At 68.0% G+C, this 20,820-nt stretch carries 18 protein-coding genes; 12 read left to right on the top strand and 6 right to left on the bottom strand.

All coding sequences use genetic code 11. The features are described from left to right. Positions 1 to 81: 81 nt before the first annotated feature. The 3 genes from groES to ITJ62_RS12010 all read left to right on the top strand — a co-directional run bounded on the left by groES (position 82) and on the right by ITJ62_RS12010 (position 2,977). Complete coding sequence (groES, locus tag ITJ62_RS12020) at positions 82 to 378, top strand: co-chaperone GroES (protein WP_056008047.1); 297 nt, start codon at positions 82 to 84, stop codon at positions 376 to 378. 195 nt (positions 379 to 573) lie between these two features. Continuing rightward, positions 574 to 1,512, top strand: coding sequence for an EamA family transporter RarD (rarD, locus tag ITJ62_RS12015; RefSeq protein WP_194602581.1), 939 nt, complete (start codon positions 574 to 576; stop codon positions 1,510 to 1,512). 187 nt (positions 1,513 to 1,699) lie between these two features. Then, the gene (locus tag ITJ62_RS12010; protein ID WP_194602218.1) at positions 1,700 to 2,977 is read left to right on the top strand and encodes an ABC transporter substrate-binding protein; all 1,278 of its coding nucleotides are present in this window, start codon (positions 1,700 to 1,702) and stop codon (positions 2,975 to 2,977) included. Positions 2,978 to 3,322: 345 nt separating this feature from the next. Here ITJ62_RS12010 and ITJ62_RS12005 read toward each other — a convergent pair whose 3' ends face one another. The 5 genes from ITJ62_RS12005 to ITJ62_RS11985 all read right to left on the bottom strand — a co-directional run bounded on the left by ITJ62_RS12005 (position 3,323) and on the right by ITJ62_RS11985 (position 8,688). Further along, the gene (locus tag ITJ62_RS12005) at positions 3,323 to 4,267 is read right to left on the bottom strand and encodes a hypothetical protein (protein WP_194602215.1); all 945 of its coding nucleotides are present in this window, start codon (positions 4,265 to 4,267) and stop codon (positions 3,323 to 3,325) included. Positions 4,268 to 4,745: 478 nt separating this feature from the next. After that, complete coding sequence (locus tag ITJ62_RS12000; RefSeq protein ID WP_064296669.1) at positions 4,746 to 5,522, bottom strand: ABC transporter ATP-binding protein; 777 nt, start codon at positions 5,520 to 5,522, stop codon at positions 4,746 to 4,748. Beyond that, entirely contained in the window at positions 5,519 to 6,490 is a 972-nt protein-coding gene (locus ITJ62_RS11995) for an ABC transporter ATP-binding protein (RefSeq protein WP_064296668.1), read from the bottom strand. Before ITJ62_RS11995 ends, ITJ62_RS12000 begins: the two co-directional genes overlap by 4 nt. Then, positions 6,480 to 7,460 (bottom strand): branched-chain amino acid ABC transporter permease, encoded by a 981-nt coding sequence (locus ITJ62_RS11990; protein WP_064296667.1) that lies wholly within the window; start codon positions 7,458 to 7,460, stop codon positions 6,480 to 6,482. Before ITJ62_RS11990 ends, ITJ62_RS11995 begins: the two co-directional genes overlap by 11 nt. A gap of 10 nt (positions 7,461 to 7,470) precedes the next feature. Beyond that, positions 7,471 to 8,688, bottom strand: a complete 1,218-nt coding sequence (locus ITJ62_RS11985) for a branched-chain amino acid ABC transporter permease (RefSeq protein ID WP_079706237.1) — start codon at positions 8,686 to 8,688, stop codon at positions 7,471 to 7,473. A gap of 315 nt (positions 8,689 to 9,003) precedes the next feature. On the opposite strand from ITJ62_RS11985, the gene guaB reads away from it, so the two are divergent. The 8 genes from guaB (at position 9,004) to guaA (ending at position 18,525) form a co-directional block, all read left to right on the top strand. After that, entirely contained in the window at positions 9,004 to 10,506 is a 1,503-nt protein-coding gene (guaB, locus tag ITJ62_RS11980; protein WP_079705279.1) for an IMP dehydrogenase, read from the top strand. An 87-nt stretch (positions 10,507 to 10,593) separates the two neighbouring features. Beyond that, entirely contained in the window at positions 10,594 to 11,712 is a 1,119-nt protein-coding gene (locus tag ITJ62_RS11975; RefSeq protein WP_064296664.1) for a GuaB3 family IMP dehydrogenase-related protein, read from the top strand. 140 nt (positions 11,713 to 11,852) lie between these two features. Continuing rightward, positions 11,853 to 13,586, top strand: coding sequence for a glycerol-3-phosphate dehydrogenase/oxidase (locus ITJ62_RS11970; protein ID WP_191940639.1), 1,734 nt, complete (start codon positions 11,853 to 11,855; stop codon positions 13,584 to 13,586). Between the two features lie 109 nt (positions 13,587 to 13,695). Continuing rightward, the gene (locus ITJ62_RS11965) at positions 13,696 to 14,223 is read left to right on the top strand and encodes a cation:proton antiporter regulatory subunit (RefSeq protein WP_056008027.1); all 528 of its coding nucleotides are present in this window, start codon (positions 13,696 to 13,698) and stop codon (positions 14,221 to 14,223) included. A gap of 2 nt (positions 14,224 to 14,225) precedes the next feature. Further along, the gene (locus ITJ62_RS11960; protein WP_194602212.1) at positions 14,226 to 15,602 is read left to right on the top strand and encodes a cation:proton antiporter; all 1,377 of its coding nucleotides are present in this window, start codon (positions 14,226 to 14,228) and stop codon (positions 15,600 to 15,602) included. Positions 15,603 to 15,666: 64 nt separating this feature from the next. After that, positions 15,667 to 16,443 carry an SURF1 family protein gene (locus ITJ62_RS11955; RefSeq protein WP_079001734.1) on the top strand — a complete coding sequence of 259 codons (777 nt, stop codon included), beginning with the start codon at positions 15,667 to 15,669 and terminating at the stop codon, positions 16,441 to 16,443. A 37-nt stretch (positions 16,444 to 16,480) separates the two neighbouring features. Further along, positions 16,481 to 16,924, top strand: coding sequence for a DUF3817 domain-containing protein (locus ITJ62_RS11950; protein WP_056778703.1), 444 nt, complete (start codon positions 16,481 to 16,483; stop codon positions 16,922 to 16,924). Beyond that, the gene (gene guaA, locus ITJ62_RS11945; protein WP_194602209.1) at positions 16,921 to 18,525 is read left to right on the top strand and encodes a glutamine-hydrolyzing GMP synthase; all 1,605 of its coding nucleotides are present in this window, start codon (positions 16,921 to 16,923) and stop codon (positions 18,523 to 18,525) included. The genes ITJ62_RS11950 and guaA overlap by 4 nt, the downstream gene beginning before the upstream one ends. Before the next feature lie 162 nt (positions 18,526 to 18,687). On the opposite strand, the gene ITJ62_RS11940 is transcribed toward guaA, so the two are convergent. Continuing rightward, complete coding sequence (locus ITJ62_RS11940) at positions 18,688 to 19,545, bottom strand: Bax inhibitor-1/YccA family protein (protein ID WP_064296659.1); 858 nt, start codon at positions 19,543 to 19,545, stop codon at positions 18,688 to 18,690. Between the two features lie 194 nt (positions 19,546 to 19,739). Here ITJ62_RS11940 and ITJ62_RS11935 point away from each other — a divergent pair, with 194 nt between their 5' ends. Then, complete coding sequence (locus ITJ62_RS11935) at positions 19,740 to 20,819, top strand: glycerophosphodiester phosphodiesterase family protein (RefSeq protein ID WP_194602578.1); 1,080 nt, start codon at positions 19,740 to 19,742, stop codon at positions 20,817 to 20,819. Position 20,820: the final 1 nt, after the last annotated feature.

Below are 20,820 nucleotides of genomic sequence, written 5' to 3'. Positions count from 1 at the left end.
GCCAGAAGATGCCTACACTGGAATCAGCACTCTCGCAGTGTGAGTGCTAACCACGTCTTCGTTTCAAGAAAGAGGTCAACCGTGTCGGTCTCCATCAAGCCGCTCGAGGATCGCATCGTCATCAAGCAGGTCGAGGCAGAGCAGACCACCGCTTCCGGTCTGGTCATCCCCGACACCGCCAAGGAGAAGCCCCAGGAGGGCGAGGTCGTGGCGGTCGGACCCGGTCGCATCGACGACAACGGCAACCGCGTCCCGCTCGACGTCGCCGTCGGCGACAAGGTGATCTACTCCAAGTACGGTGGCACCGAGGTCAAGTACGCCGGTGAGGACTACCTCGTCCTGTCCGCGCGCGACGTCCTCGCAGTCGTCGTCCGCTAGTCACCAGCGCACGGATCCGGCGGCTCAGGCCGCTCAACAGCCCGAATGGCATTCGCCGTTCGGGCTGTGTCCGTTTCCGGAGGGTGTCGCGGGGAGTCGCGGGTCTAGCCTGGACCAGTGCAGAACCCCAGCGATCCAGCCGACGTCGACATCCGCCCCGTCACCGTCGACGGGGGAGACGACCGACGTGCGAGCGTGGCCGTGCCCCAGCAGGGGAGCCGGTCCGGACTGCTCTCGGCGGTCGCCGCCTACTGTCTCTGGGGAGCGCTCCCGCTCTACTTCATCGCCCTCGCACCGGCCGGGGCCTTCGAGGTGGTGGCGTGGCGGATCCTGTTCTCCCTCGTCTTCTGCGCCGTCCTCATCCTGGCGACCCGTTCCTGGCGTCGGCTGTTCGGCATCCTCCGCCAGCGCCGCATCGTCCTGACCATGGGTCTCGCCGGGGCGCTCATCTACGTCAACTGGCAGACGTACGTCTACGGTGCGCTCAACGGGCAGGTGGTCGAGGCGTCGCTCGGGTACTTCATCAACCCGATCGTGACCGTCTTCCTCGGCGTCTTCTTCCTCCACGAGCGGCTGCGTCCGGCCCAGTGGGCCGCGGTGGTCGTGAGCGTGATCGCGGTCCTCGTCCTCGCGATCGGGCACGGCAGCGTCCCCTGGATCGCCCTCATCTTGGCCTTCTCATTCGGCCTCTACGGGTACATCAAGAAACTCGTGGGTGGGTCGGTCGACGCTGTGTCCGGGTTGACGCTCGAGACCGTGTGGCTGATGCCGGTCGCGATCGCCCAGCTCATCGCGGTCGGCGTGACCGGTGGGCTGACCATCGGCACCGCGGGCGTCGGGCACGCCCTGCTGCTCGTCGGCGCCGGCGTCATCACCGCCGTCCCGCTCCTGCTGTTCGCGGCGGCGGCCCGCCGCCTCCCGCTCACCTGGATGGGGTTCATCCAGTACTTCGCACCGATCATCCAGTTCGTCGTCGGTGTCGCGGTCCTGCACGAGGCGATGCCGCCGGAGCGCTGGTTGGGCTTCGGTCTCGTGTGGCTGGCGCTCGCGATCCTCACCGTCGACATGCTCGTCGCCTCCACCCGGGGTCGTCGGGCCGCCGGGGCCGAACGGCGCCGCTCGACGAGGGTCTGAACAGCGGATTCCAGCGCTGATCGCGCGACCACTGCAGGAAAAGCGCGAAACAGGCCCTCCTGAGGTAACGATTTGGTCGTGTTACACGCTTGTAACGTCAACGACATTGTCCAGCGCACGTGCAGCGGATAACTTGACTCAACGGCAGCCCCTGGAGCTGCCACTCTTCTGACAAGCAAGGAGTACCATGAGCGTCTTTTCGAAGGCCACGGCCGCTCGCTCCCGCCCACGTTCCATCGTTCTCGGTGGTATCGCACTGATCGGAGCCAGCGCGCTGGTTCTGAGCGGTTGCGCCTCGAGTGGTAGCGGCGACAGCGGCAGCAGCAGCAAGCCTGCTGGCGACCTGACCCTGAAGCTCGGCACGGCGTTGCCGCAGACCGGTAACCTCGCGTTCCTCGGCCCGCCCGAGGAGGCCGGTGTCGGTCTCGCGGTCAAGGAGGTCAACGACGCCGACCTCGGCATCAAGATCGACCTGACGCTCGGCGACTCGGGTGACTCCGACAACAAGGCGTACGCGACCGAGGTCCCCCGTCTGCTCTCCGAGGGCGTCACGGCCATCATCGGTGCAGCGTCCTCGGGTGTGTCGAAGCTCTTCATCGACGAAGTCACCGGCGCAGGCGTCATCCAGTTCTCCCCGGCGAACACCTCCGCGGACTTCACGACGTGGGACGACAACGGTCTCTACTGGCGGACGGCGCCGTCCGACGTGCTGCAGGGCGAGGTCCTCGGGAACCTGATCGCGGAGGACGGCAACGCCACCCTCGGCATCATCTACCTGAACGACTCGTACGGCACCGGCCTCGCGAAGTTCACCAAGGAGGCATTCGAGAGCGCCGGCGGTGAAGTGGTCGCCGAGCAGTCGTACAACACCGGTGACACCTCGTTCGACGCGCAGATCAGCGCGGTCAAGGCGGAGAACCCCGACGCGATCGCGATCATCGCGTTCGAGGAGACCAAGACGATCGTCCCCGGTCTCGCCGGCTTCCCGTCGGACAAGCTCTACTTCGTCGACGGCAACCTCGCCGACTACAGCGCGGACTTCGCTCCGGGCACCCTGACGGGCGCCAAGGGCACGCTGCCCGGTCTCGACACCGCGAAGCTCGGTGACTTCACCGACCGCCTCCAGGCGTTCGTGAAGGACGAGGGTGGCGAGCCGCTGAAGGACTACAGCTACGCGGCTGAATCCTACGACGCCGTCATCCTGCTCGCCCTCGCGGCGCTGCAGGCCGGTTCGACCGAGGGCGCCGACATGGCGGCCCAGCTCCAGTCCGTGTCCGGTGGTAAGGACAAGGGCGAGAAGGTGACCACCTTCGAAGAGGGCGCGAAGGCCATCGCCGACGGCAAGAAGATCGACTACGACGGCAACTCCGGTCCGATCACGTTCGACGAGAACGGTGACCCGACCGAGGCGACCATCGGTATCTACGAGTACGGTGACGACAACAAGTACACCCGCACCAACTAGTCGCCCACGCGACTGACGAGGCCCCGGAGCGATCCGGGGCCTTCGTCGTGCCCGGCCCCCGACGCACCCCGCCGCCCTGTGTGGTCCCTCGTGTGTGGTGACGCCAGCGCGGTGCGCTGACGCGAGCGCGGGTCCAGCGCGTGGGCGCGGGTCTCCGGAGACCCGCGCCCACGCGCCTACCGCGCGCTCACGCCGATTCCGAGCCCATGCGGCACAGCGGGGCGCGCTCACGCCGGCGCACCGCGCTGGCGACGTGAGGGGCTCCTGCCAGCGAACCGCGCTGACAGAGGGTGCGGTGCGGTCACGCCGGCGCACCGCGCTGACAGCGACCAGTTGGGCGCCGGGTCAACGGAACGCGCGTTGCAGCCCCGCGCGCTCGAGCTTCGCGGCGAGCCGACTCGGATGGACGAGGTCCTCCCAGGTGGCGCGGACGACGGTGTAGCCGAGCGCGCGCAGCCGGTCCTCCCGATGCTTCTCCGCCAGGACGATGTCGGCCACGTCCCGTCCCTGCGTGAACTCCTCCCGCACATACTTCTGCCGGCCGTCGAGTTCGAGGATGATGCGCTCGTCCGGCCAGACCGCATCGACCACACCGACCGGTCCATCCGCGTCGGAGAACGCCTGCTGGAGCACCGGCAGGGCGAAACCGAGCTGCGCGATCACGACCCGCATCTTCGATTCACCACCGTTCGCGGCGAGGGGGTCCGCGAATTCGATCGCAAAGCGCACCTGCCGTCCTCCCCGACGGCCCGGCAGGTCTCGTGCGAGCGAGCGGAGCGCCGTCTCGTCCGTGAGCTTGAGCCGGAGGGCAGCGTCGGCGACCGCGACGGCGTCCTCGAGGCGGGCGATCCGAGCGAGATCGACGACGGTCCGAGCCGGGTCCGTGACCGCGAGCCCGTGCCGCATCCGTCGGGCGACGGAGCCCTGCGTCGTGTGACGGATGATGCCGGGTGCCGAACGCCCTCCGCGATCACCGCTCGTCAGCGTGTGCACCTCGGGAGGCCACGGACCCACGATCGGGAGTCCCCACAACCGCGCTGCCGAGTAGTGGCTGAACAGTGCGTCCTTCCGGAGCGCGACGGCCGCCGCATCGATCCGGACGCGGTAGCGGTCATCGGGGGACAGCGACCTCCATGTCGATTCAGGGACGTAGATGCCCTTCCGCAGACGCACCAGGTCGCCGTCGCGATGGGCGGCGCTCACCAGGCGCTCTGCACCGACCTGACGTGCGTCGCGGACGAGCAGGAGACCGTTCGGGCGGAGGAGCAGGTTGAGATCGAAGGATTCCATCGCCTCACCGTGCCCGTTCGCCTCCGCCAGCACCTCGTGTCGTGGAAGCGATGTGGAGAACTGCTCCCATCCAGCCTGCGGTGGAGCGAGGGTGGAGTAGTGCCCAGCGCGGTGCGCTGACGCCGGCGCTGGTCGTCGGCCTCAGCGCGGGTCGCTGTGCCGCAGTGGTGATGACTCGGCGCGAGCGCGGGTCCAGCGCGTGAGCGCGCACCTCCGGAGACCCGCGCTCACGCGCCAGGACCGCGCTCGCGTCAGCGCACCGCGCTGGCGAAAGGGGGGAGGGAGAATGCACAACTCCTCCGTCCCCGTCTCAGGAGGCCGTCTTGGTACGACGGTGCCCCTCGGGGGAGGGAGGAGTTGTGGTTCGTTCACCGGTCGGGATCCGGTGGCTTCTGGCCCGTCGCTCGGCACGCGGCCGGGACGAGCATGTTCGAGGGTACCGAAGTACCCGCCGACCCGCGAGTGGGGAACGCCCTGATCAGTCCTCGTCCTGGCCGAGCGTGCCCAGGTAGAGGCCGATCACCTTGTCATCCGAGAGGAGCTCGCGGCCCGTCCCGGTGTAGGCGTCACGACCCTGGTCGAGCACGTACCCGCGGTCGCAGATCTGCAGACAGCGACGTGCGTTCTGCTCCACCATGATCGTGGTGACGCCGGCCTTGTTGATGTCCGAGACCCGGATGAACGCGTCGTCCTGGCGCACCGGCGACAATCCCGCGGACGGCTCGTCGAGGAGCAGCACGTGCGGATCCATCATGAGGGCCCGCGACATCGCGACCATCTGGCGCTCACCACCCGACAGCGAACCGGCGCGCTGCTTGAGCCGCTTGCCGAGTTCGCTGAAGATCCCGGTGACGAACTCGAGGCGCTCGTTGTACTGCTTCGGCTTCTGGAACAGCCCCATCTTGAGGTTGTCCTCGATGGTGAGGCTCGGGAACACGTTGTTCGTCTGCGGGACGAACCCGACGCCGCGGGCCACGAGCTTGTTCGCCCGGAGCCCCGTGATGTCCTCGCCGTTCAGCAGCACCTGTCCGCTGCGCACCTTCACCTGTCCGAAGATCGCCTTCAGCAGCGTCGACTTCCCCGCACCATTCGGTCCGATGATGCCGATGAGCTCGCCCTTCCGGGCGGTCAGGTTGGCACTGTTCAGGATGTTCACGCCGGGGAGGTACCCGGCGGTCAGATCGGTGACCTCCACGACCATCTCGGCGGTCTTGACCGCGGTGCCGCCGACCGGCGCACCCTTCACGTCGCTCATTTCCGCTCCTCCTCGGGCTCGGCACCAGCCGCGAGCCGTTCATCCTCGATCTCGGCGAGCAGCTCCTCGGCTGCAGCGCTGTCCTCTCCGGCGATCCTGCCGGTCACGACCCCGAGGTCGACGTCCTGGTGGCTCCCGAGGTAGGCGTCGATGACGGCGGGGTCCTCCATGACGGTGTCCGGCGGACCTTCGGCGACGACACGACCTTCGGCCATGACGACCACCCAGTCGGCGATGTGCCGGACCATCTGCATGTCGTGCTCGACGAACAGCACGGTCATGCCCTCGTCCTTCAACGCCAGGATGTGGTCGAGCAGGGACTGCGTGAGCGCCGGGTTGACGCCGGCCATCGGCTCGTCGAGCATGACGAGCTTCGGATCGCTCATGAGCGCCCGCGCCATCTCGAGGAGCTTCCGCTGCCCACCGGACAGGCTGGCCGCGTAGTCGTCACGCTTGGTGTCGAGCTTGAAGCGGCGCAGGAGGTCCATCGCCTTGACCTCGAGGTCCTCCTCCTGCTTGCGCCAGAGCGGCTTCACCAGGCTGGAGAAGATGCCCTCGCCGGTCTGGCCGGTCGCGCCGAGCTTCATGTTCTCGAGCACGGTGAGCAGGCCGAGCGCCTTCGTCAACTGGAAGGTCCGGACCTGGCCCATGCGGGCGACCTTGAACGCCGGGACGCCGCCGAGGCTCTTGCCGTCGAAGTTCCACGTCCCGGTGTTCGGCTTGTCGAAGCCGGTCAGCAGGTTGAACAGCGTGGTCTTACCGGCACCGTTCGGGCCGATGAGGGCGGTGATCGCGTTGCGGGGCACCTCCAGGTGCTCCACGTTCACCGCCTGTAGGCCGCCGAAGGTCCGGGTGACCTGGTCCGCGATGAGGATCGGGTCGACCTTCTTGACGCCCGGGACGATCTCGCCGACGTGGAGGCCGGTGGTCTTGACCGGTCGCGAGGTGGGTGAGCTGTTACTTGACAAAGGTCAGCTCCTTCTTGTTTCCGAGGATGCCTTGCGGCCTGAAGATGACGATCAGCATGAGCGCGACACCGACCAGCACGTAGCGGAGCGTCGACGCCTGCGTCGAGCTCATGAAGGGCAGGACGTCCGCCTTCACGAGCGCCGGGAGGACGTTCGAGAGGAACGCCATGATCACCCAGAAGATCACCGAGCCGAGCAACGGCCCGAAGACCGTCGCGGCTCCACCGAGCAGGAGGATCGTCCAGATGAAGAAGGTGAGACTCGTGACGTACACGCTGGGCACGACCGCGGAGGGGAGCGCCAGCACCACCCCGCCGAGCGCACCGAACACGCCACCGACGACGAGCGCCTGCATCTTGTAGGCGAACACGTTCTTGCCGAGCGCCCGCACTGCGTCCTCGTCCTCACGGATGCCCTTCAGCACACGGCCCCAGGGGCTGCGCATGAGGAGGAACACGAGGAGGGCGGCGACGGCGAGCAGCAGGATGCCGAAGATCCGGACCCACCACTGGTTCGCGTTGAGCTCCCAGGGCCCGAAGCCGTAGGTGCCCGGCGGGATCGGGTTCGCGGCCCGGAAGCCCTCGTGGTAGTTGCCGAGTCCGTCGGCCGAGTTCGTGAACTCGTCGAAGACCTGCGTGGTGAAGAGGAGTCGGACGATCTCGGCCGCCGCGATGGTGACGATGGCCAGATAGTCCGCCCGCAGTCGCAGGGTCGGGATGCCGAGGATGAAGGCGAAGACCACCGAGGCCAGACAGCCGACGATGATGCCCGCCCACCACGGGAGGTTGAAGCTCAGGATCGAGATGGCGTAACCGTAGGCGCCGAGCGCCATGAACCCCGCCATACCGAAGTTCAACAGACCGCCGTAGCCGAAGTGCACGGCCAAGCCGAGTGCTGCGAGCGCGTACGCGATCGTCTCCGGGCTGATGACCCAAGCGAGCGTGTTCGAGAGAATGCTTCCCCAGTCCATGCGCGTGCCCCTAACCGATTCTCTCGCGACGTCCGAGGATGCCCTGCGGTCTCACGAGGAGCACCGCGATGAGCACCACGAGGGCGCCGACGTACTTGATGTCAGACGGGATCCAGAGCGTCGAGACCTCGACGAGGATGCCGATGATGAGGGCGCCGACCATGGCGCCGAAGGCGGTTCCGAGCCCGCCGAGGGTGATGGCCGCGAAGATGAGGAGGAGCAACTGCGCTCCCATGTCCCACTTGATGCCCGGTCGGAAGTACGCCCACAGGATGCCGGAGAGGCCGGCGAGGGTCGCTGCGAGGATCCAGACGATGCGGACCACGCGGTCGACGTCGATGCCGCTGGCCGCTGCGAGGCTCGGGTTGTCCGAGATGGCTCGCGTCGCCTTGCCGGTCTTCGTCTTGATGAGCCACCAGGCCACGCCGAGGAGTACCACGACGCTGACCGCCATGCTGATCATGTCGGTCACGCTGAGCGAGACCGTGCCGAACAGCTTGATGTTCTCCTCTCCCGAACCGGGCAGCTGGAACGTGCCGCCGCCGACGAAGTAGAGGAAGACGTAGCGGAGCGCCAGCGACAGGCCGATCGAGACGATCATCACCTGCACGATGCCGACGCCCTTGCGTCTCAAGGGTCTCCAGATGCCGGCGTCGAGCGCGAAGCCGAACGCGGCACTCAGGGCGAGGGCGATGATGATGGCCAACCAGATCGGCCATTGCAGGAACACCCCGAACACGAGCGCCATGATCGCGCCGAAGGTCACCATCTCCGCGTGGGCGAAGTTGCTGAGTCCGGTGGTACCGAACACCAGGGAGGCTCCGATGGCCGCGAGGGCCAGCATGAGCCCGAAGTTCAGGCCGTTGACGAGTCGTTCTGCGAGTTGATCCCAGAAGCTGACGGTGACGCGGACGCCCTCGCCGAGGAAGAAGTTCACCGACTTCGATTGGGTGAGACCGAACTCGGCCTCGATGGTCGAGCCGCCCTCGGCGACGATGACGCCCTTCGGGAGGGTCTCCTCGTCGAGCGTTACCTTGTACGTACCTTTCTCGGGGACGCCGATCTTCCACTTGCCGTCGGCGTCGGTGTCGACATCGGCCTTGTAGCCGTTGCCGTCGACCGTGATGTTCACGCCTTCGAGTGGTTTGTCGTCGTACTTGACGTTCCCAGCGAAGTAGAAGTCGTACTCCTCGCCCACCTCGTCAGCATGAGCCGGGACGGCGCTCATGACGGACGTGAGGGTGATGGCCCCGAACAACAGGGCGATGAGGAGCACGAATCTCCGTGCCAGTCTCGGGTTTCGGGTCGTTCCAGCGAACTTCACTGCACCTCCAGTGCCGGGCCACTTCCGTGGACCGTTCTCCTGCGTCGGACAACGCTGTTCGACGATAGAACCTGATTATTGCCTACATGTTTCGCCCGTGCGTATTTCTCCGCATCGATTTGTCGGGATCGTGGAATAGGGGTAGGCCGTGCTCGGTTACGATGGTGATACCGGCAGGTCTGCGTTTCTCCGGTGTGTTCGTGGCTATGAGAGGGATAAATGGACCAGCCTGATCCGTTCGGATTCGTAGGACTCACGTATGACGATGTGCTGCTGCTGCCCGGGCACACCGACGTCATCCCGAGCGAGGCGGAGACCTCGTCCCGCCTGACGAAGCGGATCACCGTGAACACGCCGCTGCTGTCGAGCGCGATGGACACCGTGACCGAGGCTCGCATGGCGATCGCGATGGCTCGCGAGGGTGGCATCGGCATCCTGCACCGCAACCTGTCGATCTCCGACCAGGCCGAACAGGTCGACCGCGTGAAGCGGAGCGAGTCGGGCATGATCACGAACCCGATCACCACCACGGCCGACGCCACCGTCGCCGAGGTCGACGAGCTGTGCGGCCAGTTCCGCATCTCGGGCCTCCCGGTCGTCGACGACAAGGGTGTGCTCGTCGGCATCATCACGAACCGCGACATGCGCTTCGTGTCGCCGTTCGAGAAGGCCACGACCCGCGTCAGCGAGGTCATGACGAGCACCGGTCTCGTGACCGCTCCCGTCGGCACCGACCGCAACGCGGTGATGGCGCTCCTCGCGCAGCACCGCATCGAGAAGCTGCCCCTCGTCGACGAGGCGGGCAAGCTCAAGGGCCTCATCACCGTCAAGGACTTCGACAAGAGCGAGAAGTACCCGCTGGCCACGAAGGACGACACCGGTCGTCTGCGGGTCGGTGCGGCCATCGGCTTCTTCGGCGACGCCTGGTCCCGTGCGGGCCAGCTGCTCGACGCCGGCGTCGACGTCATCGTGGTCGACACGGCCAACGGTGAGAGCGCAGGCGTGCTCGACATCATCCGCAAGCTCAAGGCCGACCCGGCGTTCGCCGGTGTCGACGTCATCGGCGGCAACGTCGCGACCCGCTCCGGCGCGCAGGCCCTCATCGAGGCCGGCGCGGACGCGATCAAGGTGGGCGTCGGTCCGGGTTCCATCTGCACCACGCGCGTCGTCGCGGGTGTCGGTGTCCCGCAGGTCACCGCCGTCTACGAGGCGTCGCTCGCTGCGCGCGAGGCGAACGTCCCGGTCATCGCCGACGGCGGTCTGCAGTACTCCGGCGACATCGCCAAGGCGCTCGTCGCGGGTGCGGACACCGTCATGCTCGGCTCGCTCCTCGCCGGCACCGACGAGAGCCCCGGCGACCTCGTGTTCGTGGGTGGCAAGCAGTTCAAGAACTACCGCGGCATGGGATCGCTCGGAGCCATGCAGACGCGTGGCGAGAAGACCTCGTACTCGAAGGACCGCTACTTCCAGGCCGACGTCCCGAGCGACGACAAGTTGATCCCCGAGGGCATCGAGGGCCAGGTGCCCTACCGCGGCCCGGTGTCGGCCGTCGCGTACCAGCTCATCGGCGGGCTGCGTCAGTCCATGTTCTACGTCGGCGCGCGCAACATCGGCGAGCTGAAGGCCAAGGGCAAGTTCGTCCGCATCACCTCGGCAGGCCTCAAGGAGTCGCACCCACACGACGTGCAGATCGTCGTCGAGGCGCCCAACTACCGCAAGTAGGCACCCGCACGAACACCGACGGTCCGGCAGGCTTCCGCCTGCCGGACCGTCCTCGTTCCGGGCGACCGGTAGGCTGGTGCGGTGAGCATGGATATTGAGATCGGCCGGTCAAAGCGCGCACGGCGCGCCTACGCGTTCGACGACATCGCCGTCGTCCCGTCGCGGCGGACCCGCGACCCACAGGACGTCTCGGTGTCCTGGTCGATCGACGCCTACCAGTTCGAGATCCCGGTGCTCGCAGCACCGATGGACTCCGTCGTCTCGCCGACGACCGCGATCATGATGGGCCAGCTCGGCGGCGTCGGCGTCCTCGACCTCGAGGGCCTCTGGACGCGGTACGAAGACCCCGAGCCGCTGCTCGCCGAGATCCGGTCGTTGCCGGTCGGCCGAGCGACCGCGCGCATGCAGGAGATCTACTCGGAGCCCATCAAGCCCGAACTCGTCACCGCTCGGCTCGCCGAGATCCGCGCGGCCGGAGTCACCGTCGCCGCCGCCCTCTCGCCGCAGCGCACGCAGGAGCTCTACGAGACGGTCGTCGCCGCAGGAGTCGACCTCTTCGTCATCCGCGGCACCACCGTGTCCGCCGAGCACGTCTCCAAGAACCAGGAGCCGCTCAACCTCAAGAAGTTCATCTACGAGCTCGACGTCCCCGTGATCGTCGGAGGCGCGGCCACCTACACCGCGGCCCTGCACCTCATGCGGACCGGTGCAGCGGGCGTCCTCGTCGGCTTCGGTGGCGGTGCCGCCTCCACCACGCGGGCCTCGCTCGGCATCCACGCCCCGATGGCGACCGCCGTGGCCGACGTCGCCGGTGCGCGTCGCGACTACCTCGACGAGTCCGGCGGCCGCTACGTGCACGTCATCGCCGACGGCGGTCTCGGGACCTCGGGTGACATCGTCAAGGCCGTCGCGATGGGTGCCGACGCCGTCATGCTCGGGACCGCATTGGCCCGCGCCACGGACGCACCCGGCGGTGGCTGGCACTGGGGTGCCGAGGCGCACCACCTGCACCTGCCGCGCGGACGCCGGGTCGAGGTCGGCACCGTCGCGACCCTCGAGGAGATCCTGTACGGCCCGTCGCCGAAGTCGGACGGCACGGCCAACCTCATCGGCGCGCTCCGTCGCTCGATGGCCACCACCGGCTACTCCGACCTCAAGGAGTTCCAGCGGGTCGAGGTCGTCGTCGCGCCCTACCAGGGCGCCTAGCCCTGCCGGAAGCGAGTCGCTTCCGCAAGCGGTTGTCGGGTCGCATCGCGCCGACTAGCCTCTGAGGCAGAGCCTCGTGGACGAGCACCTGCCTCCGGCAGGATCATCGCGAGGGCGGTTCCAGCGAGCGGAGTTCGACGATGGCCACCACCCACAACAACGTGTCACGTTCCACCAAACTGGGGATGGAGGAGCGCGACGCCGCGATCGAAGCGTTGAAGTCGAAAGAGCTCGACATCCTCGTCGTCGGTGGTGGCATCGTGGGCACCGGTGCTGCGCTCGACGCCGTCACGCGCGGTCTGAGCACCGGTCTGCTCGAGGCACGCGACTGGGCGAGCGGCACCTCGAGCCGGTCCTCGAAGCTCGTGCACGGGGGTATCCGCTATCTCGAACAACTCGACTTCCGACTCGTCCGAGAGGCGCTCATCGAGCGCGGGTTGCTGCTGCAGCGCATCGCGCCGCACCTGGTGAAGCCGGTCCGGTTCCTGTACCCGCTCAACAAGCCGGTCTTCGAGCGCCTCTACATCGGCGCCGGCATGCTGCTCTACGACCTCTTCAGCTGGAGCGGTGGCCGTCCACCAGGCGTCCCGCACCACCGCCACCTGTCCAAGCGCCAGGTCCTGACCTCGATCCCGAGCCTCAAGTCGGACGCGTTCGTCGGCGGACTCACCTACTACGACGCCCAGGTCGACGACGCCCGATACGTCTCGTCACTCGCGCGGACGGCGTCGGCCTATGGCGCGCACGTCGCGAGCCGCGTACGGGTCGAGGGGTTCGTCAAGGTCGGACAGCGCGTCGTGGGCGTCAAGGCGCACGACCTGCAGACCGACGAGCGCTTCGAGATCCGCGCCAAGCAGGTCGTCAACGCGACCGGGGTGTGGACCGACGACACGCAGTCGATGGTGGGGGAGCGGGGCCAGTTCAAGGTCCGCGCGTCGAAGGGCATCCACCTCGTCGTCCCGCGCGACCGCTTCCAGTCGAACATGGGTCTCCTGCTGCGCACGGAGAAGAGCGTCCTCTTCGTCATCCCCTGGGGTCGGCACTGGCTCATCGGCACGACGGACACGGACTGGCACCTCGACAAGGCGCACCCGGCGGCGACCGCGGCCGACATCGACTACCTGCTCGACCACGTCAACACGATCCTCGCCGTGCCGCTGACCCGAGAGGACGTCGAGGGTGTCTACGCCGGCCTCCGTCCGCTGCTGGCCGGCGAATCGGAGCAGACGTCGAAACTGTCGCGCGAGCACCTCGTCGCCCATTCCGTGCCCGGTCTCGTGGTCATCGCCGGCGGCAAGTGGACCACCTACCGGGTCATGGCGAAGGACGCGATCGACGCCGCGGTGGACGCACTCGACGGCAAGATCCCGGCCAGTGCGACGGAGAACATCGCCCTCCTCGGAGCCGAGGGGTACCAGGCGGCCTGGAACAAGCGTGGCAAGATCGCGCGGGCCTTCGGGGTGCACACGGCGCGCATCGAGCACCTGCTGAACCGCTACGGCGTCCTGACGGACGAACTGCTCGACCTCATCAAGGAGGACCCGACGCTCGCCGAAGCGCTTCCGGGGGCGGACGACTACATCGGGGCGGAGGTCGTCTACGCGGCCTCCCACGAGGGTGCCCTCCACCTCGACGACGTCCTCGCCCGTCGGACGCGCATCTCCATCGAGGCCTGGGACCGCGGTGTCTCGGCGGCCCCGGTCGCGGCGAAGCTCATGGGTGGGGTCCTGGGATGGGACGAGGAGCGCATCGAGAAGGAGGTCTCCTACTACCTCACGCGCGTCGCGGCGGAGCGGGCCTCGCAGGAGCAGCCGAACGACGAGGCCGCCGACCGCGTGCGCCTGGAGGCACCGGACATCGTCCCAGGGGCCTGAACCGGCGGTGATCGCCCGCAGCGCAACGGCTGCGGGCGCCTCGGGCGAGCGGGCCAGGTGTGGCGGATAGACTAGGAGGACTGCCACAACAAGCCTGAGGAGTACAGCCATGGTGGATGTTCGGCGGGTCAAACTTCCCGGGGTCGGTGTGCTCCACACCTTCGTCACGGACGACGGCGGCAAGGTCGGCGTCATCGCCCACCGGTCCGGCCACAGTGACCTCATCACCTTCGCCGACCATGAGGACGGTGCCGATGCCGGCAAGGTGTCGCTCCGGCTCAACGAGGACGAGGCGCACACGCTGGCCGAACTCCTCGGTGGCACGCAGATCACCGAGTCGCTCAGTGCGCTCGACCAGATCCCCGGCCTCAGCATCGACTGGTTCACCGTCGACTACGAAGACCACATCGCCGGGCAGCCGCTCGGCAACCCCGCCGAGAAGGGCATGGTGGGGCTGACCGTCGTCGCCGTCGTGCGCGGCGACTCCGCCAACCCGGCCCCCGCGGCGGACTTCCGGGTCTTCCCGGGAGACACCCTCGTCGTCGCGGGCAGCCCCGAGAAGGTCGCCAAGGCCTTCGCCTACTTCCGTTCGGGCGCCGTCAAGAAGGTCGCCGTCGACGCTCCGCCCGGAGGGTAGGCATGCTGCACGCCGCGACCGACAACCCCCACCTCGGCCAGGATCTGCTCATCCTCGGCGTCCTGTTCGTCATCGCCTACATCCTCGGCCGCCTCGGCAAGCTGATCGGCCTCCCGTCGATCCCCGTCTACATGCTCGTCGGCCTGCTCGCGAGTCCGTACACGGGCTGGTTCCCGCTCGACTTCGCGAGCGCACAGATCGAACTCATCGCCGTCTTCGGCCTGGTGCTCCTGCTGTTCAATCTCGGCCTGGAGTTCGATCAGGACGAGTTCTTCGGCAACGCCGGGAAGCTCATCGTCTCCGGCGGCTCCTACATCCTCGTCAACATGGCCGCCGGGCTGGTGTTCGGGTTCCTGGTCGGGTGGGGCACGCGGGAGGCGCTCATCATCGCCGGCATCACGGCGACGAGCTCGAGCGCGATCGTCACGAAGCTCCTCATCGAGCTCAAACGGCTGACGAACGACGAGACGCCGATGATCCTGGGCGTCACCGTGGTGGAGGACATCTTCATCGCGATCTACCTCGCCATCGTCGGTGTCGTCCTGAGCGGCGAGACCGAGGTGTGGCCCGTCATCGGCAAGCTCGCGATCGCCTTCACGTTCATCCTCGTGATGTTCGCGATCGCGCGGTTCGGCGGACGGTTCGTGTCGAGGCTGTTCCGCACCAAGGACGACGAGCTCTTCACGATCCTGTTCTTCGGCCTCGCGGTCGCGTTCGGCGGCATCGGGGAGCTCCTCGGAGTCACCGACGCGATCGGCGCGTTCCTCATCGGCCTGGTCCTCGGTGCCACCCGGTTCCGCAACAAGATCGAGCAGATCGCGATCCCGCTCCGCGACGTGTTCGGTGCGTTCTTCTTCCTGAACTTCGGCCTTGCGCTCGACGCGACGAAGTTCGGCAGCGTCCTCGTCCCGGTGCTCCTCGCCGTCCTCATGACGGTGGTCCTCAACGTCGTGGCCGGTCAGTTCGTCGCCTGGCTCAACGGACTCGGGCCGCAAGCTGGGATCAACGCCGCGGTCATCCTGCAGAATCGCGGCGAGTTCGCCCTCATCCTCGCGACGCTCTCACTGAGCGCCGGTCTCAATCCGCTCATCCAACCGTTCGCCGGGCTCTACGTGCTCATCATGGCCGTGATGGGCCCGATCGTCGCCGGTCGGTCCGAGCAGATCGGCGCCGTCGTACTCCGTCCGCGTCGCAGGAAGGCGCGCCCAGCGGAGCAGCTCGACACGACGGCGGAGGAGGCCATCGCGCTCGTCGAGGGTGCGGGCGACGACCAGGACACGACGTCCGTCGAAACCGATCAGGCGGCCATCGACCGACTCGTCGAACAGGCGATGAACGACCAGGAACCACCAGCACGAAAGCGAGAGCCCGATTACTAGCACCGCCCCGTCGGCACCAGGCCCCGACAACCACGGACAGGTCCGTCCGACGCTCCGCTCCGTCATGCTGCGTCCGCGGTGGATCGGCGTCCTCGTCCTCTGTCTCGCCGTCGCGGGCGCGTTCGCCGCGCTCGGGCAGTGGCAGCTCGCTCGCGCCATCGAATCCGGGCAGGTGGTACCGACTGAGACCGAGTCGGTCCGGCCGCTCGCAGACGTCCTCGAGCCGGGCGTCGGCATCCGAGAGGCGGACGCCGGCCAGCGGGTGAGCGTCTCGGGCACGTGGGTACCGGAGGACTACCTGGTGGTGGGCAACCGGGTGAACGACGGCACGCTCGGGTACTGGGTGACGGGCCACCTGGCGACCGACCGCCCCGACCAGGCCGGTCTCGCCGTCGCGCTCGGGTGGACGAAGGACCGCGAGACCGCCGACCGCGTCGCAGAGGCGTTGAACGCGGACGCCCCCACCGGCGCCGTCGAGCTCGAAGGGCGACTGAACCCGCCGGAGGGCCCGGAGGAGCCGGCTGCGGACGCCGCACCGACCGACCTCGACAACATGTCGGTCGCCGCCCTGCTGAACCGCTGGAACGACGCCGACGGCCTGCGGGTGTTCAGCGCGTTCGTCGTGGACGACGTCGCCGTCGACGGACTCGAGCCCATCTCGTCACCCGCGCCCAGCCAGGAGATCCAGCTCAACTGGTTGAACATCTTCTACGCAGCCGAGTGGGTCGTCTTCGCGTGCTTCGCCGTGTTCCTCTGGTTCCGGCTCGCCAAGGACGCCTGGGAGCGCGAGATCGAGGAGCTCGAGGACGCCGAGGAGGAAGCCGCAGCGCTCCGTCCGTGATGTCCGGTCGCCGGGCGGCCGCGGGTAGGATGGGGGCATGCCCCTCCAGCCGAAACCGTCGACGTTTCCCGCGATCCGAGGCGCGCTGAAGTTTTACCAGGTGGCCGCCCCCATCACCGGTGTGCTGCTCCTGTCGCTCTGCGCCGAGATGCTCATGAAGTACGCGTTCGGCCTCGAGCTCGAGCTCGGCGGTGCCTACGGCTTCCTCGCCTTCGTGCCCTCCGGCACCGCCACCGCGGTCAACCTCAGCACGGGCATCCTCATCATCCACGGCTGGTTCTACGTCGTGTACCTGTTCGCCGCGTTCCGGCTCTGGAGCCTCATGCGGTGGAACGTCCTGCGTCTGCTCTGGCTCGCGCTCGGCGGCATCATCCCGTTCCTGTCCTTCTTCTTCGAGAGCCGCATCCCGCGGGAAGTGAAGGGCTACCTCTCCGGCCGCGAAGCAGCAGCGGCCGCCGAACCCGTGGAGTCCATGCAGTGAGTGAAACCACCCCCGCCGCCGCAGCGGAGCAGACCGCCGCCCGACCGGTCCTCGTCGTCGACTTCGGCGCGCAGTACGCGCAGCTGATCGCGCGGCGCGTCCGCGAAGCCGGCGTGTACTCCGAGATCGTGCCGCACACCGTGTCCGCCGCCGAGGTCGCCGCCAAGAACCCTGTCGGGATCGTGCTGTCCGGCGGTCCGTCCAGCGTGTACGAGCCGGGCGCCCCGTCGCTCGACGAGGACATCCTCGAGCTCGGCGTCCCGACCTTCGGCATCTGCTACGGCTTCCAGGTCATGGCCAAGCAGCTCGGCGGAGAGGTCGCGCACACCGGTCTCCGGGAGTACGGCTCGACCGACGCGACCAGCGTCGTCGACGTCCCTGGCACGCTCCTGCACGGCGTCCCGACCGAGCAGAACGTGTGGATGAGCCACGGCGACTCCGTCTCCAAGGCCCCCGAGGGCTTCGAGGTCCTCGCCTCGACCGCCTCGACCCCGGTCGCCGCCTTCGCGAACGCGGAACGCGGCCTCTACGGCGTCCAGTGGCACCCCGAGGTCAAGCACACCGCCTACGGCCAGCAGGTGCTCGAGAACTTCCTCCACCGGGCGGCCGGCATCCCGGCCGACTGGAACAGCGGCAACGTCATCGCCGAACAGGTCGACCGCATCCGCGCCCAGGTGGGCGACGCGAAGGTCATCTGCGGGCTCTCCGGCGGTGTCGACTCGGCCGTCGCCGCGGCGCTCGTCCACAAGGCCGTCGGCGACCAGCTCGTCTGCATCTTCGTCGACCACGGCCTGCTCCGGAAGGACGAGCGACGCCAGGTCGAGGAGGACTTCGTCGCCTCGACCGGTGTCCGGCTGGTCACGGTCGACGCCCGCGAGCAGTTCCTGTCGGCCCTCGCCGGCGTCAGCGACCCGGAGCAGAAGCGCAAGATCATCGGCCGCGAGTTCATCCGGTCCTTCGAACAGGCCGAGATCGACCTCGTGAAGGAGGCCCAGAGCGAGGGTGAGCCCATCCGCTTCCTCGTCCAGGGCACGCTGTACCCCGACGTCGTCGAGTCCGGCGGCGGATCCGGTACGGCCAACATCAAGAGCCACCACAACGTCGGCGGCCTGCCGGAAGACCTGCAGTTCGAACTCGTCGAGCCCCTGCGCACCCTGTTCAAGGACGAGGTCCGGGCGATCGGTCGCGAGCTGGGCCTCCCGGAGGAGATCGTCGGCCGTCAGCCGTTCCCCGGTCCCGGACTCGGTATCCGCATCGTCGGTGAGGTCACGGCCGAGCGTCTCGACCTCCTCCGCGACGCCGACGCGATCGTCCGCGAGGAACTGACCGCGGCCGGGCTCGACCAGGAGATCTGGCAGTGCCCCGTGGTCCTGCTGGCGGACGTCCGTTCCGTGGGCGTCCAGGGCGACGGCCGCACCTACGGCCACCCGATCGTGCTGCGACCGGTCTCGTCTGAAGACGCCATGACCGCCGACTGGACCCGCCTGCCGTACGACGTCCTCGCGCGCATCAGCAACCGCATCACCAATGAGGTGAAGGACGTCAACCGCGTCGTACTCGACGTCACGTCGAAGCCACCGGGGACCATCGAGTGGGAGTGATCGCTCCCTGAGTCGTCGGAAGGCCGTCCCGTTCGCGGGGCGGTCTTCCGTCGTTTTCGCGCCCTTCGACAGGCTCAGGGACCGGGGAAGGCTCAGGGACCGGGGCGGGGAACGACGAAGGCCCGCCCCGCGAACGGGACGGGCCTTGCACTGCGTGCGCTCCTAGTTGCGGGAGATGGCCAGCAGACGCAGGATCTCGACGTAGATCCAGATGACCGTGACCATGATGCCGAAGGCGCCGGTCCAGCCGTACTTGGCGGGTGCGCGGTTCTGCACGCCACGCTGGATGAAGTCGAAGTCGAGCACCAGCGAGTACGCACCCATGAGCACCGCGAAGATGCCGATGACGATCCCGAGCGGGATGCCGAAGATCGTCGCGCCGTAGAGGCCGAACGGGTTGTTCAGCACGCCCGTGAACATGAGCACGAGGTTGAGGAGCTGGAAGACGCCGTAGCCGATGATGGCGACGAGGAAGACCTTCGTCAGCTTCTTCGAGGCGCGGACCTTGCCGCTCGCGAAGAGCGCGAGGGTCACGCCGACGACGGCGAGGGTCGCGAGGACCGCCTGGACGACGACGCCGGACCAGGCCGGGTTCGCCTCGAAGACGCGCGAGATGCCGCCGACGAAGAGTCCCTGGAAGACGGCGTATCCGAGGATGAGCGCCGGGACCGGCTCCTTCTTGAAGGAGTTGACGAGACCGAGGCCGAGGCCACCGATCATGCCGATGATCATGGGGAGGGCGTAGCCGCTGCCTGCCTGCAGGAGGGAGGTCGTCCACATCCAGGAGATGACGGCGAACACGACGAGGACGGCGAACGAGCCGAGCGTCTTGACGAGCGTGTTCTCGATCGTCATGCGGTCGGCGGTGCCGACGCCCGCCGGTGCGGTGGGCTGCTCGTACATCTTGCGGAGCTGTTCTGCGGTCAGCGAGGGGTTCGCTGCTTGAGCTGCCTGCAGCGTCCCGCCTCCCTGCTTCGCGAATGCCGGGTTCTTCGAGAACGCGGGATTGTCGAGGGCCATGGCTGATTCCTACTCTCAGTCGTGGAGGCTGTGTCGCGCCAAGCGGCGCTGCTGACACCCAGAGTATCCGAGTTCCCTTTGAATCAGCCGGGTCGCGCGTGGAAAACCCCGAACGGACGCCGATGTTCGCGGCGGGCTGACAGCCGGCACCCTGCGCGCACGCCGGAGCGTCGTCCTAGGCTGATGGCGTGCGCATCGACTCCCTGCCCAACCCGCTCGTCATCGGACACCGCGGGGCTCCCGGTTACCGCCCCGAGCACACCGAGTCCTCCTACCGCTTGGCCGTTGCGCTCGGTGCGGACGCCGTCGAGCCCGATCTCGTCGCGTCGAAGGACGGAGTCCTCGTGGTCCGACACGAGAACGAGATCTCCGGGACGACCGATGTCGCCGCCCGAGCGGAGTTCGCCGATCGGCGGACGACGAAGCGCGTCGACGGCCACGAGCTGACCGGGTGGTTCACCGAGGACTTCACCTGGGCCGAGCTGTCGACCCTGACCGCACGTGAGCGGATCCCCGAGGTACGGACGGTGAGTGCGGGATTCGACGGCACCGAGGGCATCCTGCGGTTCGCCGACCTCGTCGCGGTCGTGCGCAGTGCGGCCGAAGCGCACCGACGACCCGTCGGCATCGTGGCCGAGGTGAAGCACGCCGACTACTTCGCGTCGATCGGCCTCCCGCTCGACCGGCTCCTGGCGGAGGAGCTCGCCGCCCTGGGCTTCGGCGCCGATCCCGATGCCGAGCCGCTCATCGTCGAGTCGTTCGAGCAGTCGGTCCTCACGGCGTTGCAGGCCCGTCGGGTGCAGGCGGAGTTCGTCTACCTCATCGAGCGGTCCGGCAGGCCGAGCGACCTCGTCGCCCGCCTGGGGGATGAGGCCCCGTCCTATGCCGACGCGATGACCGACGCCGGACTCGCGGCGCTCGCCCTCGAGGTCGACGCCATCAGCGTGGACAAGGCGATGCTCATCGACCTGGGCGACGACGACGGCGCCCGGCCGACGGACCTCGTGGAGCGCGCCCACGCGGCGGGCCTGCGCGTCTACACCTGGACCCTCCGCCCCGAGAACCGGTTCCTCGCGCCACCCTTCCGGGACGGGGCCGATCCAGCGGCGGTCGGTCGATGGCTCGAGGAGTTCGTCCTGGTGCTCTCCTCGGGGGTCGACGGCTGCTTCGTCGACCAGGCCGACCTCGGTGTCGCCGCACGGTCGGCGGCCGGCGACCGGGCGGATCACCGCGACGGCGGTGCTCGGCCGAGCGATGTCGGAGGCAGCGCCTAGA

The organism is Plantibacter sp. VKM Ac-2876, assembly GCF_015350715.1.
Taxonomy (GTDB): domain Bacteria; phylum Actinomycetota; class Actinomycetes; order Actinomycetales; family Microbacteriaceae; genus Plantibacter; species Plantibacter auratus.
This window is presented reverse-complemented; position numbering and strand designations above follow the sequence as displayed.